The organism is Micromonospora sp. LOL_024, assembly GCF_048060415.1.
GTDB lineage: Bacteria > Actinomycetota > Actinomycetes > Mycobacteriales > Micromonosporaceae > Micromonospora.
The window spans coordinates 1-16,258 of the sequence record NZ_JBHMIS010000033.1 but is presented as its reverse complement, the minus strand read 5'-3'; the positions used below and the strand labels follow the sequence as shown (position 1 = coordinate 16,258).

The following is a 16,258-nucleotide window of genomic DNA, read 5'->3' as shown; positions in this document are numbered from 1 at the left end:
CCGCATCAAACTAGGGAGCGGGGCAATGCTCTCCATCAGGCTGTACGACATCGCGACGGGCCGTGTCCAGACACTCACCGAAGTGGTCGATTTGGCCAGCGCCGACCGGTGGCTCACCCGGTTCGCCGCCGGTGGCATCGGCACCGACGACGTGGTGTACGTCGTGGAGTCGGTGCCGCGGCCGGTCATGGCGGACCGGTCGGAGGCGAGCTGCCCGGTCACGGCCTGACCGGCCCGCCGAACCGCTCGGGCGGGACGCCTCCCTTCCTCCGCAGACGTACGCCCCGGCCGGAAGTCATCGGTCGGGGCGCAGTTTCGTTCCCGTGATCGCGACATCGAACCGGTAGGACACCGACGGGTGCACGTAAGATCATTGATGATAAGCGCGTCACGTACCTCAGTGGTCCGGTGCGTAAGTCCTTCGGGGGTTGACGGCTGAGGGCTGGGATGTGGTCAGTCTGTGATCGGGCTAACGAGGACGCTGCAGATGAAGTCGAGGGCGTCTTCGGTGGTGCCGCTGAACCAGTACTGGTCTTCGTAGCTGTGGTTGCTGGCCTTATAGCTGGCCAGGGCCCAGCGGTGGGCGGATCCGCTGTAACGCAGCCGCATCAGCGGTAGTTGGTCTCCGCCGGTGAGTTCGCCGGTGACGTAGGCGAACTGGCCGTGGTAGCGCACGTGCACCTCGGCCAGCTGCGGCCAGTTCGCCTTGGCGCGGGCCCGGAGCCGCTGCGGCAGGGACGTCTTGGTGGAGGCAGGAATGACCGGCATAGGTTCACATCCTGCCGGTCCGGCGTGTCCTGTCGGCTGCCGGCACACCGCAGCGGCATTCTCGACCGGCCCCCGATCAAGATCGCCTTCGATGGAAGCTGGCCGGTGCCCGTCCCTCACGCACGCCCCATCACGCTGACCGCTGCCGAACGACGGCGTCTCACCGTCCTGGCCTACTCACACACCGCCGGCTACCAGCAGGTCATGAGGGCCAGGATCGTCTGCGATGCGGCCCGCGGAGACTCCAACGCCGTGATCGCCCGCCGGCATGAGATCACCGTCGACACCGTGCGCCGCTGGCGGGACCGGTTCGCCGAGCAGGGCCTGGCCGGACTCGCCGACCGGCCCCGGTCTGGTCGGCCGGCCCGGTTCACGCCGGTCCAGGTGGCCGAGGTCAAAGCCCTGGCTTGCCAGCTACCAGCCGAAACAGGCACGCCACTGTCGAAATGGACTTGTCCCGACCTGGCCGCCTGGGTCAACGAGATCGAGATCTACTTCTCAATCGTCCAACGCAAAGTTCTCACACCCAACGACTTCACCAGCCTTGACCAGGTCGAAGACCGACTCACCGCCTTCGAGCAGCGCTACAACGCAACCGCCCGGCCCTTCAGATGGAAGTTCACCCCGGCCGACCTCGAGGACCTCATGACCCGGATCGAGCGACACGAACAGAAAGAGCAGAACCTCCAACAACCCGACGGCTGCGATCACCAACCTTCCGCACTCGCCCTGGGCCGCATAACGCCCGAAGGATTTACGACCTGAAGCACTAAGGTCGTCCACATCAGCGGGACCTGTCGCGTCGGAACTGTTTCCGGTTGTGTGGTGACGCACCGCGGCGGCCCCGGACCGATCGACGACCAGCGAAAGGGTCAGCATGACTCTGTCCATACTGCGGCGTGGACGACGCAACGACGCCGGTGGCAGCCCGACCGGCCGGAGGAGATCGCTCGGACGGCAGGCGGTCGCCGCCGTCGCGGCCGCCGCGATGGTGCTCGCACTCGGGGCGTCCTCCTCCTCGGCCGCCGACCCGTATGTCGAACCGCTGACCGGCGGGGCGGCCTTCGACCCGTCCTTCCGGCACGGCACGGTGGCCGTCGACGGCGGCCGGCTGCACTACGTCACCGGCGGCTCCGGCCCGGTCCTGGTGCTGCTGCACGGCTGGCCGCAGACCTGGTGGGCCTGGCACGACGTGATGCCGGCCCTCGCCCGCAACCACAGCGTCGTCGCGTTCGACCTTCCCGGCCTGGGCGACTCCAGTCACTTCATCGACGGGTACGACAAGGTGACCACCGCGCACCGCATCCGTCAGGCGGTGCGCGCCCTCGGGCACCGGCAGGTGTCGATCCTGGCGCACGACGTCGGGGTTCTCGTCGCCTACCCGTACGCCCGCGAGTTTCCCGCCGAGGTCTCCCGGATCGCGGTCCTCGACTCGACGCTCTCCGGCTTCGGCCTGGAGGATGCCTACACGTTGAGCTTCCACTTCCTGTTCAACGCGGCGCCCGCGCCGATCCCCGAGCGGATCCTCGACAACGGCGACGTCTCCACCTACCTGGGGACGATCTTCGACTTCAGCCTGAACAGGGACGCCATCGACCGGAGCGTCTACTACCGCTACTACCGGGATCCCGCCGACCGCACCGCCGGCTACAACTACTACCGCGCGTACGCCGGCGACGCCGAGAACAACCAGGCCAACGCCCACCGGCGGCTGTCGATGCCGGTACTGGCGATGGGCTCCGCGACGACCTTCGGACCGGCGGTCGCGGCGTCGTTCCGGCAGGTGGCCGACGACGTACGGGAGGTCGTCGCGACCGACTCCGGCCACTTCATCCCAGAGGAAAACCCGAGGTTCCTGGTCTCCTGTATCAATCTGTTCACCGGCGTCGCGGTCACCCCGCCGACCCCGGAACTGGTCAACTGCGCCGCCTGATCCTTCGGCTGCACCGGACACCGGGGGCACGTCCGGCCGTCGCGCGCACCTCGCGCGACGGCCGTTCGCGTGCTCCGGCCGGTCGCCTTACGCCTCGTCCGGCAGGGTGGGAGCGGCGAGGCCGGCTGCCGGGTGCGGCCACTGTGCGACCAGGTCCAGCCGGGCCGAGACGAGGGCCAGATGGATCCGGGCCGGCCAGGCGTCGACGGCGGCGTCCCGGCACAGGTCGCTCGACCAGTCACCCGGCACGCAGCCGGCGGCCACGAGGCCCAACTCCGTCCGAATCCGGCCGCCGAGTTCCACGGCACGGTCCCACCAGCCGGGCGCACCGGGCAGCAGCAGCACACCGTGGGCCCCGCGGCGTCGCCGCCCGGCCAGCTCGTGCAGTGCTTCGTCGTCGGCCCACGGGTCGGTTGCCGACCAGGCGACGAACGGCAGCGGGTTCCGCCCGGGGGCCAGCAGCCGGCCCTCGGTGCCCGGAGCCCACCCGGTGCCGGTTGGGTGGACCGGGCCCGGCCACGGCTCCAGCCACCCGGCCGGCACGGAACGCGGCCCGTCCGAACCGGGTGCTCCGGGCCCGTAGGTTCCGACGCCGACCAGCCGGTGGGGCAGGCGCAGGCCGCGCGCGGTGAACGGCTCGGCGATCGCGTTGCGGCCGGTGGCTGCGTCCGGCGGTGTGGCCACCGCGGACTGCCTGGCCGGGCATCCGCCGGCAGCAGCGGCCGCGACCGGGGAGGCGGCGGGTTCAGCGGCGACGGCCTGCCGGAACGCCGTTTCGGCCGCGTCGACCGGGGCCGGGCAGCGTCGCCGCAGGCCGACATAGCTGAGCGCGGTGGTACGGGTGATGAAGTGCAGGCCGAACTGCGCCGCCGGCAGCTGCATCCGCCGCCCGTACGTCTCCCACCACCGCATGCTGGGCCCCGCCAGGCGCTGCACCCGCGCCGCGGCGGGCCGGCGCTGGCGCTCGTACGCGGCGAAGGAGTCGCCCACCGCGCCCCGGCCCCGCAACGTCGCCGCCAGGGCCAACGCGTCGGCGAGCGCCATCGAGGTGCCCGACGCCACGGTGAAGTGGGCGGTGTGCGCGGCGTCGCCGACCAACACGACGTTCCCGTCCGACCAGCACCGGTTCGTCACCACCGGAAACCGGGACCACCGGCTGCGGTCGCCGAACAGCGGCGCACCGAGCCGTTCGGCGAAGACGCCGTCGAGCAGAGCCAACCCGGCCGGCCCGATCTCGTCGGGCACCGCGCCGACACGGCACGGCTGGTCGAGGCCGGCCCGGCGCCAGGTGCCCTCGTCCATCTCCACCACCACCGTGCTCGGGCCACCGCCGCAGGAGTAGGCGTGCGCGGCCATCGGCCCGTGCTCGGTGGACACGAAGAACATCGTTGCGGCGTCACCGAGGTCGGCGTCGGTGCCCAGCCAGATGTAGCGGGCGAGGCCGGTGCGGACGGTCGTACCGAACGCCGCCGCCCGCGCCGTACGGTTCGTCGAACGGGCTCCATCGGCGAGGACGATCACGTCGGCGTCGAGGTCGGCGGCGCGTACGTCACATCCGTGGTGCACGCGCACCCCGACCTGGCGCGCCTGTTCGGCCAGTACGGCCTGCAGGGACGCGCGGGAGACCGTGACGACCGGGAAGCCGTCGTAGCGCAGCCGCCGGTCGGGAAGCCGCAGCTCGATGCCGGACAGCGACCGGGCGACCTGCCCGACCCGCTCGGCGAGCACCCGGTCGCCGGCCGCCAGCTGCCGCATCGTCCGGTTGGACAGAGCGATACCGAAGCCGCCTGTGGTACCGGGAGCGGCACGCTCGTAGACGTCGACTGCCGTCGTGCGCATTGTGAGGCCGAGCAGCCGGCCGAGGAAGAGTCCCGCCGGGCCGGCACCGATTATCGCCACCCGCCGCGCGCCCATGACCCTCCACACCGCCGGTTCTGTAGCGGCCGGGCCACATCCCCTTCCCGCAACAGACGCGGCCCGGCCTTATCCCGAGGCTGGCACCGCCGAGCGGTGAGCACACCTTCCGTCGTGCGCTGACCGGACACCACCCGATCACGGCCGGGGCCACGGTCGAGGACGCGCACTCACGGAGGTGCCCGGCGACCACCGGCGCGACCACGATCGGTGCGTCCCCGCAGCCGCCACCCACCGGGACGCCCGGTCGAAACGTCCGGCGCGGGCGGGAAGGAGAACCATGGGCATCGACCGGCACGTGGCGGTCACGGAGGCCGACTACCTCCGGCTGCTGGCCCACGGCACCACCGCGTTCGAGCTGCTCCGCACGGCCCTGGAACTGGGGATTTTCGAACACCTGGAGCACGCCGGTGGGATGAATCCCCGACTGTTGGCACAGGCGCTGGGCATCGAGGTCCAGCCGGCCCGCGTCATGCTGCTCGGACTCTGCGCGCTGCGACTGGTCGACAAGCACGGCGACGCGTACGTCAACGCGGGGATGACCCGCCGCAAGCTGCTGCGCTCCGGCCCCCGGTACCTCGGCCAACTGGTCGACGTACAGGCGAAGGTGATCAACCGGGCGTTGCCCGACCTGGCTGAGTCCGTCCGCCAGGGCACCAACGTCGGCCTGCGGCACCTGGACGGCCCCGGATCCACGCTCTACGAACGGCTGGCGGCCCATCCGGAGCTGCAACGGGTCTTCTATGCGAACATGGGGGACGCCTCGCGCAAGGCGATCGGCCCGCTGCTGGACCGCTACGACCTCAGCGGCGTCCGGCACGCAGTCGACGTCGGTGGTGGCGACGGGACGAACGCCATCCACCTCGCCCGGCGCTACCCGGACCTCACCGTCACCGTCTTCGACCACGAGAGCGTCACCCAGCTCGCCGCCGATCGAGTGGACGATCCAGACCTGCGGCGCCGGGTGCGCTTCCACCCGGGCGACATCATGACCGAGCCGCTGCCCGAGGGAGCCGACGCAGTCCTCGTCTTCCACATCTTCGAGATCTGGTCTCGGGCCCGGAACACGGAGCTGCTGCGCCGGTGCCGGGCCGCGTTGCCGGAGGGCGGGGTCTGCCTCGTCTACAACTTCGTCTCGGACGACGAGGGCACCGGCCCGATGAGCGCCGGGCTGGTGTCCCCCTACTTCCTGGCTCTCGCCTCGGGCGAGGGGATGGCCTACTCCGCCGCCGACATGGAACAGGCGGCCCTCGACGCCGGCTTCTCCGAGGTCGAGCGGCACGAGGACATGGGGTTCAGCCACGCGCTCGTCGTCGGCCGCCGATAGTCGCCGTCCGGGCCGCACCCTGCCGCCGCGTCCGGTGCCCTCGCCACGCGTCAAGGAGCTGTTATGACCTCGTCCGACCCCATCGCCATCGTGGGAATGGCCTGCCGGTTCGCCGGTGACGTCGATTCGCCCGAGGCGTTCTGGGCGTTGCTGCGCGACGGCCGGGACACCGTCGGGGAGATCCCCGACGACCGCTGGAGCTGGTACGCCCGACAGAGTCCAGAGCACGCGGAGGCGGTGGGCGGGGCAACCCGGCACGGCTCCTTCCTGAACGACATCGCCGGCTTCGACGCCGACTTCTTCGACATTACTCCCCGGGAAGCGGCACTGCTCGACCCGCAGCAACGAATCGTGCTGGAGCTGACCTGGGAGGCGCTGGAACACGCCGGTATACCACCGCGAGGGCTGGCCGGCGGCGACACCGGCGTCTTCATGGGGGTGGGCACGGACGACTACGGCCGCCGGCTGCTGGAGGACCTGCCGCGCGTCGAGGCGTGGACCGGAATCGGCGGTGCGTACTGTGCGGTGGCCAACCGGGTGTCGTATGTGCTGGACCTGCACGGACCCAGCATGACCGTGGACACCGCCTGCTCCTCCTCACTGGTCGCCATTCACCTGGCGGCGCAGGCCCTGCGCGCCGGAGAGTGTGACCTCGCCTTGGCCGGCGGCGTGCTGGTGATGGCCGCGCCCGGTCTCACCCTGGTCCTCGATGCGGCGGGGGCGACCGCACCGGACGGGCGCTGCAAATCCTTCGACGCCGGCGCCGACGGCTACGGCCGGGGCGAGGGCGGCGGTGTCGTGGTGCTCAAGCGCCTCACCGACGCTCGCCGCGACGGTGACCGGGTCCTGGCTGTGCTGCGCGGTAGCGCCGTCCGCCAGGACGGGCGGACCAACGGCATCATGGCCCCGAACGGGCGGGCGCAGGCCGAGCTGATGCGCCGCGCCTGCCGCGAGGCCGGCATCGACCCGAACACCGTCGACTACGTCGAGGCGCACGGCACCGGGACACCGGTCGGCGACCCGCTGGAGGCGGGCGCGCTCGCGGCGGTCTACGGCGTGGGGCGGCCCGCCGCCCGTCCGCTGCTGATCGGGTCGGTGAAACCGAACATCGGCCACCTGGAGGCCGGCGCGGGCGTGGCCGGCCTGATCAAGACGGTCCTCGCCCTCCGGCACGACCAACTTCCGCCGAGCCTGCGTATCACCCAACCCAACCCGGCGGTGAGCTGGGAGTCCTCCGGAGTGCGGGTGGTCCGGGAGGGGACACCCTGGCCTCGGGGGGAACGACCACGACGGGCGGCGATCTCCGGTTACGGGTACGGCGGGACCATCGCCCACCTCGTCGTCGAGGAGCCCGATCCGGTGCCGAGCCGGCCGCACGGACCCGAGCACGACAGGCCCCGGCTGTACCCGCTGTCGGGCGCGTCCCCCACCGCGCTGCGGCAGTACGCCGACCGCCTCGCCGACCGCCTCGAAGCGGACCCGGACCTGGCCACCATCGACGTGGGCCACACCCTCGCCCGGCGCCGCAGCCACCTGCCCTACCGAGGTGCCGTCGTCGCCGCCGGCCGGACCGAGCTGATCGACCGGCTGCGGGAGCACGCGGCGACCGGACGCGGCGGTGCCGCCGATACCGCGCCGACCGGGGAGCGGGGAGTCGTGTGGGTCTTCTCCGGACACGGCTCGCACTGGATCGGGCTCGGCCGGGACCTGATCGACGACACCCCGGCGTTCGCCGACGTGTTCGACCGGCTCGATCCGGTCTTCCGGGCGGAGGCGGGCTGGTCGGCGCGGTCGGCGCTGTTCGACGACCGCAGCCAGCCGGTGGACGTCGTGCAACCGATGATCTTCGCCGTCCAGGTCGCGCTCGCCGCCACCTGGCGGTCGCTCGGACTGCGCCCCGCCGCCGTGATCGGCCACTCCGTCGGCGAGATCGCGGCAGCGGTGACCGCCGGAATGCTCTCCCTCGACCAGGGTGCGCGGCTTGTCTGCCGCCGCTCCGCGCTGCTGCGCGGTGTCGCCGGGGCCGGCGCGATGGTGATCGTCGACATCGACGCCGACTCGGCGCAGCGGCGGCTGCGGGGCCGGTCCGACGTGGTCGTGGCGATCACCGCCTCCCCCCACGCGTCTGTGCTCTCCGGCGACGTGGCGGCGATCACCGAGGTTGCCGCGCGGTGGCGGGCCGACGGGACCCGGGTACGGACGGTCAACTCCGACGTGGCGTTCCACAGCCCTCAGATGGATCCGCTGTTGCCCGGACTACGGGCCGCGGCCGCCGACCTGCCGACCACCGACGCCCACACACCGACATATACGACCGCGCTCGCGGACCCCCGCTCGACCGTGCCCCGGGACGGGGACTACTGGGCGCGGAACCTGCGCGGCGTCGTCCGCTTCGCCCAGGCGGTGACCGCCGCCGCCGAGGACGGTCACCGGCTCTACTTGGAGGTGTCCGGGCACCCGATCGTGGCGCACTCGATCGGCGACACGCTGGCCGGTCTGTCACTCGCCGACACCCGGGTGGTGTACTCGCTGCGCCGGGGCTGCGCCGGGCGCGAGACGCTGCTGACCGGCCTCGGCGATCTCTATCGGCACGGCGCGGCGGTGGACTGGTCGACGCTGTGGCCCGACGGCGACCTGGCGGACCTGCCCACCCCGGCGTGGCAGCGCAGGCGGCACTGGGCAGCGGAGCCGTCGGCACCGGCCAGCACGACCGGAACCCGCCACGACCGGGCCAGCCGCACACTGCTCGGCGGGCACACGGTGGTGCGGGGCGCCTCCCCCGTCGACGTCTGGCTGACCCGCCTGGATCACGGTAGCCGTCCGTACCCCGGTGAGCACCCGGTCCGCGGCGTGGAGATCGTGCCCGCCGCCGTGCTGCTGAACACCCTCCTCCGCGCCGCGTCCAGCGGGCGGGGCTGGTCCGACCTGGTGGATGTCGCCCTGCGGACGCCGGTCAGTGTGACCCGGCCTCGGGAGGTCCAGGTCGTCCGTCAGGGCGAGGACCTGCGGCTGAACTCTCGCGTGCTGGGCGACGACCCGGACGGGCACGCGGGCTGGGTGACGCACACCGTCGCCGCCGCCGACCCGCACGCCGGCCTGTCGGCCGGCGTCGACGCGCCCGCCACGGTGACCACCGTGCTGGACGAGAACCACGTCGTCGACCGGTTGGCCGCCCTCGGCGTGGCCGCGATGGGCTTTCCCTGGGTCGTCCGCCGGCTCGGCCGTACCGCGGACGGTCTGGTCGCCGACGTCGACGCCGACGCCGGCACCCCGGATGGCCATAGCTGGACACCGGTCCTGGACGCCGCGTTGTCGATCGCGTCGGTGGTCTTCCCCGGCCCGCCGGCGCTGCGGATGCCGGCGCACATCGCACGGGTCACGCTGTCCCCGGCGGCGGTCGCCCGGGCCCGGCTCACCGTCCACCGTCGCGCCGCGGACATCGTCGACGTGGAGCTGGTCAACTCCCATGAAGAGGTGGTCGGCCGGCTCACCGGCCTCCGTTACGGACTGCTCGACCGGGACGTGGCACAGCTCGACGACCGGACGCCGCTGGTGTACGACACCGCTTGGCGACCAGCACCGCACCTGATCGGCGACCCGCCGGACGGGGTGGTTCTGGTTGGACCACCGACTCCGCTCGGCGACGAGCTGGCGGCCCGAATGGACGAGCGGGACGTACCGTGCCGGCAGGTCAGCGACCCGGACCAGATCTCCGCCGACGAGCTGCTCGACGGCCGGGCGGTGCTGGTGGTGCCCGCCGAGGCCGGCACCGACGACGTGCCCGGCCTGGTCGCCGCGAACGCCTGGCTGCTGGCCCGGTCAGCGCGACGGGTCGCGGCCGGCCGGGGAGCCCGCCTGTGGTGCGTGACACGAGGCGTCCGCACTGGCACCCGGCGCGAGTCGCTCGGCCACTGCGCACTCTGGGGACTGGGCCGGATCATCGGCGGCGAGCGGCCCGAGACCTGGGGTGGCGTCGTCGACGTCGGCGACGACGGCCGCGACCTGTCCACCCTCGTCACCCTCGTCGGCATGGGCCACGGCGAGGACGTGGTGGCGGTTCGCGAGGGCGACGCGCTGGTCCCCCGGCTGCGGGCGGTCACGGAAGGCCCTGTGGCGCCGCCGCTGTCCTGCCGGCCCGACGGCACGTACCTGATCAGCGGCGGGCTGGGGACCCTCGGCCTGGAGGTGGCGGCGTGGCTGGTCGGGCACGGAGCCCGCCGGATAGTCCTGGCCGGACGGCGCGGCCTGCCGGCGCGCGAGACATGGAACCGGCTCACCGACCCGGGGCAACGGGCCGCCGTACGGGCCATCCGGGCGCTGGAGCGATCCGGGGTGACGGTCGTCGTCGCGCCGCTCGACGTAGCCGACCCCGACCAGGCTGCCCGGCTGCTGCGGACCGCCGCCTTCGGGCTGCCGCCGGTACGCGGAGTGGTGCACGCGGCGGGCGTACTGGACGACCGGACCGTCGACATGCTCGACGAGCCCTCGCTGCGGCGGGTGCTACGGCCCAAGGTGGCCGCGTTGAACCTGCACGCACTATTCCCGCCGGGCAGCACCGATTTCTTCGTGCTCTTCTCCTCGGCGGGCCAACTTCTCGGCCTGCCCGGCCAGGCCAGTTACGCGGCAGGCAACTCCTTCCTGGACGGTCTCGCCCGATACCGGCGCGCGGCCGGTGACACCGGGACGCGAAGCATCCGTTGGACGTCCTGGCGCGGGCTCGGCATGTCCACCTCCAGCGCGGTCATCGACGCCGAACTGGCCGCTCGGGGCACCGCGGACGTCAGCACCGCCGAGGCGTTCTCCGCCTGGGAGCAGGCGCACCGGCACGACCTGGGCGAGCCGGTCGTGCTGCGGGTGCTGCCGGCGAGGGCCGGTGGCCGCCGCCCGCCGCTGCTCGGCGAGCTGGACACGGCAGACAGGACAGACCTCGCACCGGACGGTGCCCCGCGTTGGGCTGGGCTGGACGGCGTCGCGCTCCGCGCTTACCTGCGGGAACGGATCAGCGCGCAGGTCGCCGACGAGACGCGACTGCCCGGCAGCGAGATTGCCCCGCACCGACCGCTGTCGGAGATGGGACTGGACTCGGTGATGACGACGCGGATCCGGGCCGCCCTGGAACAGGAGTTCCGCCTTCCGCTGGCGACCACCCTGCTGTGGGACCGGCCGACTGTCGAGGGCGTGGCGGAGTACCTCGCCAGCCAGCTGACGAGCACCACTGGCACGACGAGCATGCGGTGACGACCGACGACGGGCTCGTGACCTGGCCGGAGGATCTGGCGTACGCCTACCGGACGGCGGAGTGCTGGCGCGGCCGTCCGCTCGGCGACTACCTGTGGGAGTGGGCGGACCGGTGGGGTGAGCAGGTCTCGGTGGTCGACGGCGATCGCCGGCTGACCTACCGGGAGCTGGCCGAGCTGGCCGACGCACTGGCCGAGAAGCTGGGCGAGTACGGGCTGCGCCGGGGCCACCGGGTCCTGCTGCAGCTGCCGAACTGCTGGGATTTCGTGGTCGTCACACTCGCGTGCTTCCGGCTGGGCGTGGCACCAGTGATGATGCTGCCGCAACACCGCGAGCACGAACTGTCCGCGATCGCCGCCCACGTCGGGGTCCAGGCGCTGATCGTGCCGGACCGTTGGCGCGACTACGACCACCAAGCGCTCGCGTACCGGGTGGCAACCGGGCTGCCCGGCCCGACCCCCGTCTTCGTGTTCGGCGGCGACACCCGCGCGCCGGGTGTTGACGGGCGGGCTTTGCTGCGCGCCGGCCGCCACGTCGAGGCGCGGCGCCGTCGGCTGGACGCGCTCGCCCCGGCCGGGGACGACGTGGCGCTGTTCCTGCTCTCCGGCGGCACCACCGCCGTGCCGAAGGTGATCGCCCGCACCCACAACGACTACGAGTACAACATCCGGCGCTGCGCCGACGTGTGCCGCTTCGGCCGGGACACCGTCTATCTGACGGTGCTGCCGGTCGGACACAATTTTCCGCTGGCGAACCCGGGGGTGCTGGGAACGCTGTACAGCGGCGGCCGGGTGGTCCTGTTGCCGTCGCCGCGCCCGAGCGCGGCGTTCGCGGCTGTCGAGGCGGAGCGGGTCACCACGACCTCGCTGGTCCCGGCGGTCGCGATCACCTGGATGGTGGCCGCCACCGACTGCGCACGGGACCTGTCCAGCCTGCGGCAGGTCCACGTCGGCGGTGCGATGTTCGCCCCCGAACTCGCCGCGGCGCTCGGCCCCGTCCTCGGGTGCGAGGTGCAGCAGGTCTACGGCATGGCGGAGGGGCTGGTCTGCTACACACCGGTCGGCGCGCCGCCCGAGATCGCACACCGCACCCAGGGTCGACCGCTCAGCCCGTTCGACGAGCTGCTGGTGGTGGAGCCCGGTACGGAACGGCCGGTTACGGCGGGCGTCATCGGCGAGCTGCTCACCCGTGGCCCGTACACCCCGCGCGGCTACTACCGGGCGCCTGAACAGAATGCCGTCTCCTACACCACCGCCGGCTGGTACCGCACGGGCGACCTGGTCAGACTCACCGACAGCGGCGACGTCGTCGTCTGCGGGCGGACCAAGGAATTGATCAACCGGGCGGGTGAGAAGATCTCCGCCGGCGAGATCGAGACGCTCGCGCAGGAGCTGCCGGAGATCGCCGAGGCGGCGGCCGTGGCGATGCCCGATCCCACGGTCGGTGAACGGCTCTGTCTGTTCGTCCAGCTGCATCCTGGGCACGGGCTGACGCTGCGCCGGCTGGCCGCGGCACTGACCGCACGCGGTCTCGCCGCATTCAAGGTGCCGGAGCGCCTCGTGGTGTTGGACGAGCTGCCGCACACCCCGGTCGGCAAGCCGGACAAGAAGGCGCTACGGCTGATGCTGACACCGCGGCTTGATCGCTGAAATTTTCTCCCGGGAACGCTTATCCGGCGGCAGACCCGTCGTCGTAACTGTCAGAGCGCTCATGACACGGCTCGACGGACGACAATGAATCACGACACGGGTGCTCATCTTCCGTCGCGTCACGCCACCCTGCTCCCCCGGGAACGGAAACGACTGGTCCCAGCAGAAGTGTGCCTCGTCCAAGAAATGGAGCTTCACGTGTTCGTCAGGAACTGGAAACGCGCCCTTTCCGCCCTCGGCATCGGTGCGGTGATGGCCCTCGGGCTCACCGTCACCGGATCGGCACCGGCCGCCGGCGCCCCGACCAAGCCCGGCGAGGCCCCCGCCCCCGCCGCCCCCATGGTCACCGCCACCCCGGCGACGGGCCTCGCCGACGGCCAGGTGGTCACCGTCGACGCTGCCGGGCTGCGGCCGAACACCGTCTTCCACATCGGTCAGTGCGCCATCGTCGGCAACGAGATGCCGTGCAACGACGCCGAGACCGTCAGTGTCAGCACGACCGCCAGCGGCACGCTCTCCACCAAGCTGCCGGTACGCCTCACCTACCGGCGCACCCTCGGCCCCGACGGCACCCCGTGGGGCGTCGTCGACTGCAGCGGGGTGCCGTGCGGCATCGGCATGTTCAACAACCTCGGTGAGGGCACGGGCGTCGCGATCTCGTTCCGGTAACAGCACCACCGACACTGTTCCGGGTCGCGCCCCTATGCGGCCCGGAACAGTCGTTCCGGGCCTCTCCACACAGCGCCACCGGCTCTCCAAAGACGATTAACTATCGTATTGATCCGTCCTCCGGCATGGTGCTGAAACTGCCGTCGACGGTTATCCGAGCGGCACGGCCGGGCACGTCACCCCCATGTCCGGCGGATCATTCACTACCGGCGTCACCGCCTCTGAGAAAGGACGACCACGTCCGCACCGCCGCCGTTCGTGCGGGCGCATCGGCCCGGCGGCATCAGTGGGACCCGGCGCCCCGCACCCACCATCCGACACAGGAGGTCCACATGAGTCCAGTGCGACACGGCATCCTCGAGGTGCCCGGCGCACAGCTTTACTTCGAGGTCCGTGGCGACGGCCCGCCGCTGCTCTGCATCCCCACCGGCAACGGCGACGCCACGCCCTTCGGGCCGCTGGCGGACACCCTGGCGACACGGCGCACGGTGATCAGCTACGACCGGCGGGGTTTCTCTCGGAGCCCGGTCTTCGATCCGGTGGTGGACCACCGACGGGTCGAGGTCGACGCCCGGGACGCGCGGCAACTGCTCGACCACGTCGTCGACGGGACGGCGGACGTCTTCGGCACCTGCTCCGGCGGGATCGTGGCCCTGGAACTGCTCCAGGCACATTCGCACCGCCTGCACACCGTGGTCGTCCACGAGCCGCCACTCGCCTCGGTCCTGCCCGACGCCGCGCACTGGTTGGCGTTCTACGACAACCTGTACCTGACCTACCGCGAGCGCGGTATCGATGCCGCCCGCGAGATGTTCCGCGACCACGTGGGCCTGGCGGACGAGACGCGGCCACCGAAGGACGCCCAACTGCCGCCAAATCAACTCGCGCAGTTGCAGGATCGACTCCGCCGCAACCAGGTGTTCTGGTTCGAACACGAGACCCGCACCTTCCCCGCGTACTGCCCCGATCCGGTCCTGCTGCGCCGGTACGCGGCGCAGTTGGTGCTGGCCGGCGGCAGCACCTCACGCGAGCAGTACGCCTACCGCCCCAATGAGGCTCTGGCCCGGCTACTCGGGCTCGCGCTGGTCGACTTCCCCGGCGGGCATGTCGGACACGTCACCCACCCGTACGAGTTCGCCGACCGGCTCGTCGACGTCCTGCGCCACGCCGTGGACCAGACCCGCTGACCGGTCGACCGTAGCGCGGGCATAAATCGTTCGTTCATTGTCGGGTGCCGAAAATAACGACGACCGCACGAATAGATCCGCCTGACACAAACCGCTGCGCACTACGGGAGGCGGTTTGGGTAGACCGCTCCGACATACTGAATAAACGAGGCGAAAGAAAGGGGAGGGCGACACCCCGCCTCAGTGCTCGCGGAGCATTTCCGCGATCACGTACCACCATTTCGACATGGAGGACAACATGCGTAAGAAGCGAACCGTCGTCACCCTCGCCGCGGTGGCACTGGCCGCACTGACCACGCTGTTCCTCGCGGGGAACGGGGCGGCCACGGCCGGCTCCCAGGAGGCCGCGGCAGCCCCAACGAAATTCAGCAACGAAGATCTCCGGCAGATGCTGGTGCCGGAGAGCGAGCAGCGCAAGACCGCGTCGTCCCTGCAGCCCACCATCACCATCGCGGAGGCGGTCGCGACCGGGCAATTCGGCACCGGCCCCGGCATCTCCTCAGAGCCGAAGGCGTGTCTGGAGATGACCAGCGCTCTGGGCGACCTGAGCAGGGTCGAGGGCTACATGCAGTCCGGTGAGCGGTCGCAGGGCGCTGCGCCGGAGAGCCTCCAGCGGTACTTCATGACCGCGGTGTTCCAGATCCCGGGCGGTGCCAGCACGGCAATCGACAAGGTGGCCAAGGTGCTGCGGACCTGCAGCGCCGGCACCATCCGGCTGGACGCCGGCGGCGGCGAGCCGCTGCGGGGCAGCATCTCCTACGCGGAGCACGAGGCGCCGGCGCTCAACGGTGCCCGCACCTTCGCCTCGGCCCTTACCACCATCCTCCCCTGGACCGACTCGTCGTCGACGGACACCGTTCCGGTGGTCCAGGAGTGCCACGCCCAGCTCACCCTGGCCGCCAACGGTGACCTGCTGATCTGGTCCGTCGAGCCGACCAAGCAACTGGCCGTCAATTCGGTCCGTACCGTCCACGAGCGGGCTCTGGCCCTGAGCTGATCCACCGTCGCCCTCCCGGGTCGTGCCTGCGCCCTCCGGCGCAGGCACGACCGTCGTGGATGGACCGGCACCACCGCCCACCGCGGTGGCGACGGGTTTCAGCGGCGGGCGCTGAGCACCATCGCCGTGATGAGCACCCCACCCACGGCGAGGTGCATCAAAGCGAGCACGGCCGTCGCCGCACCGTTCTCCGCCGTGAACGGCCCGGCGAGGGAGAGCACCGTGAAGAGCACCGCCACGATCACCCAGATGCGCAGGCCATATCGGGTAGTTCGCTCCAGCAACGCGAGCAGCACCCAGCCGAGCAGTGCATTGATCAGTGACGCGACGATCACCGCGCTCACGCCGATGGTCATCGGCGGTTCCCCCTGCGCCACCGTGGCGGCCAGGTCCACCCCGGCCAGCGGTACCGACATCACCCAGATGAGAACAGCGGCCAGCACGGCCGCCAGGACGCCGATCGCGCGTACACGCCAGCGCGGACCGCGCTTCTCCGGATTTGCGATGGCCGGTGAGACTGAGGTGATCTCAGCAACGCATAAGGTTTGATTGGTGCGACACGGGCGAATGCGGCGA

The 16,258-nt window shown here is 71.5% G+C and carries 12 protein-coding genes; 9 read left to right on the top strand and 3 right to left on the bottom strand.

The window, feature by feature from the left end; translation table 11 throughout:
- Positions 1-25 precede the first annotated feature (25 nt).
- Complete coding sequence (locus ACFHWY_RS23725) at positions 26-229, top strand: hypothetical protein (protein WP_416582457.1); 204 nt, start codon at positions 26-28, stop codon at positions 227-229.
- Between the two features lie 224 nt (positions 230-453).
- On the opposite strand, the gene ACFHWY_RS23720 is transcribed toward ACFHWY_RS23725, so the two are convergent.
- The gene (locus ACFHWY_RS23720; RefSeq protein WP_416582456.1) at positions 454-768 is read right to left on the bottom strand and encodes a hypothetical protein; all 315 of its coding nucleotides are present in this window, start codon (positions 766-768) and stop codon (positions 454-456) included.
- Positions 769-873: 105 nt separating this feature from the next.
- Here ACFHWY_RS23720 and ACFHWY_RS23715 point away from each other — a divergent pair, with 105 nt between their 5' ends.
- Positions 874-1,533, top strand: a complete 660-nt coding sequence (locus tag ACFHWY_RS23715) for a helix-turn-helix domain-containing protein (RefSeq protein WP_416582455.1) — start codon at positions 874-876, stop codon at positions 1,531-1,533.
- 112 nt (positions 1,534-1,645) lie between these two features.
- Positions 1,646-2,701, top strand: coding sequence for an alpha/beta fold hydrolase (locus tag ACFHWY_RS23710; protein ID WP_416582454.1), 1,056 nt, complete (start codon positions 1,646-1,648; stop codon positions 2,699-2,701).
- A gap of 87 nt (positions 2,702-2,788) precedes the next feature.
- On the opposite strand, the gene ACFHWY_RS23705 is transcribed toward ACFHWY_RS23710, so the two are convergent.
- Entirely contained in the window at positions 2,789-4,615 is a 1,827-nt protein-coding gene (locus ACFHWY_RS23705; RefSeq protein WP_416582453.1) for an FAD-dependent monooxygenase, read from the bottom strand.
- A gap of 280 nt (positions 4,616-4,895) precedes the next feature.
- On the opposite strand from ACFHWY_RS23705, the gene ACFHWY_RS23700 reads away from it, so the two are divergent.
- The 6 genes from ACFHWY_RS23700 (at position 4,896) to ACFHWY_RS23675 (ending at position 15,682) form a co-directional block, all read left to right on the top strand.
- Positions 4,896-5,942 carry a methyltransferase gene (locus tag ACFHWY_RS23700; RefSeq protein ID WP_416582452.1) on the top strand — a complete coding sequence of 349 codons (1,047 nt, stop codon included), beginning with the start codon at positions 4,896-4,898 and terminating at the stop codon, positions 5,940-5,942.
- Between the two features lie 63 nt (positions 5,943-6,005).
- Positions 6,006-11,180, top strand: a complete 5,175-nt coding sequence (locus ACFHWY_RS23695; protein WP_416582451.1) for a type I polyketide synthase — start codon at positions 6,006-6,008, stop codon at positions 11,178-11,180.
- The gene (locus tag ACFHWY_RS23690; RefSeq protein WP_416582450.1) at positions 11,177-12,829 is read left to right on the top strand and encodes a (2,3-dihydroxybenzoyl)adenylate synthase; all 1,653 of its coding nucleotides are present in this window, start codon (positions 11,177-11,179) and stop codon (positions 12,827-12,829) included. Before ACFHWY_RS23695 ends, ACFHWY_RS23690 begins: the two co-directional genes overlap by 4 nt.
- Before the next feature lie 198 nt (positions 12,830-13,027).
- Positions 13,028-13,498, top strand: a complete 471-nt coding sequence (locus ACFHWY_RS23685) for an enediyne antibiotic chromoprotein (protein ID WP_416582449.1) — start codon at positions 13,028-13,030, stop codon at positions 13,496-13,498.
- 332 nt (positions 13,499-13,830) lie between these two features.
- A complete protein-coding gene (locus ACFHWY_RS23680) occupies positions 13,831-14,685 on the top strand; it encodes an alpha/beta fold hydrolase (RefSeq protein WP_416582448.1) in 855 nt (284 codons plus the stop codon).
- 238 nt (positions 14,686-14,923) lie between these two features.
- Positions 14,924-15,682 carry a hypothetical protein gene (locus ACFHWY_RS23675; protein WP_416582447.1) on the top strand — a complete coding sequence of 253 codons (759 nt, stop codon included), beginning with the start codon at positions 14,924-14,926 and terminating at the stop codon, positions 15,680-15,682.
- Positions 15,683-15,780: 98 nt separating this feature from the next.
- Here ACFHWY_RS23675 and ACFHWY_RS23670 read toward each other — a convergent pair whose 3' ends face one another.
- On the bottom strand, positions 15,781-16,188 hold the full coding sequence (locus tag ACFHWY_RS23670) for a DUF6069 family protein (protein ID WP_416582479.1): 408 nt from the start codon (positions 16,186-16,188) through the stop codon (positions 15,781-15,783).
- Between the last annotated feature and the right edge of the window lie 70 nt (positions 16,189-16,258).

What these genes read in the sequence shown, in the direction of transcription:
- ACFHWY_RS23710 (WP_416582454.1), top strand. Translation starts at nt 1,646, where the DNA reads ATGACTCTGTCCATACTGCGGCGTGGACGACGCAACGACGCCGGTGGC.
- ACFHWY_RS23705 (WP_416582453.1), bottom strand. Translation starts at nt 4,615, where the DNA reads ATGGGCGCGCGGCGGGTGGCGATAATCGGTGCCGGCCCGGCGGGACTC.
- ACFHWY_RS23700 (WP_416582452.1), top strand. Translation starts at nt 4,896, where the DNA reads ATGGGCATCGACCGGCACGTGGCGGTCACGGAGGCCGACTACCTCCGG.
- ACFHWY_RS23720 (WP_416582456.1), bottom strand. Translation starts at nt 768, where the DNA reads ATGCCGGTCATTCCTGCCTCCACCAAGACGTCCCTGCCGCAGCGGCTC.
- ACFHWY_RS23725 (WP_416582457.1), top strand. Translation starts at nt 26, where the DNA reads ATGCTCTCCATCAGGCTGTACGACATCGCGACGGGCCGTGTCCAGACA.
- ACFHWY_RS23695 (WP_416582451.1), top strand. Translation starts at nt 6,006, where the DNA reads ATGACCTCGTCCGACCCCATCGCCATCGTGGGAATGGCCTGCCGGTTC.
- ACFHWY_RS23675 (WP_416582447.1), top strand. Translation starts at nt 14,924, where the DNA reads ATGCGTAAGAAGCGAACCGTCGTCACCCTCGCCGCGGTGGCACTGGCC.
- ACFHWY_RS23680 (WP_416582448.1), top strand. Translation starts at nt 13,831, where the DNA reads ATGAGTCCAGTGCGACACGGCATCCTCGAGGTGCCCGGCGCACAGCTT.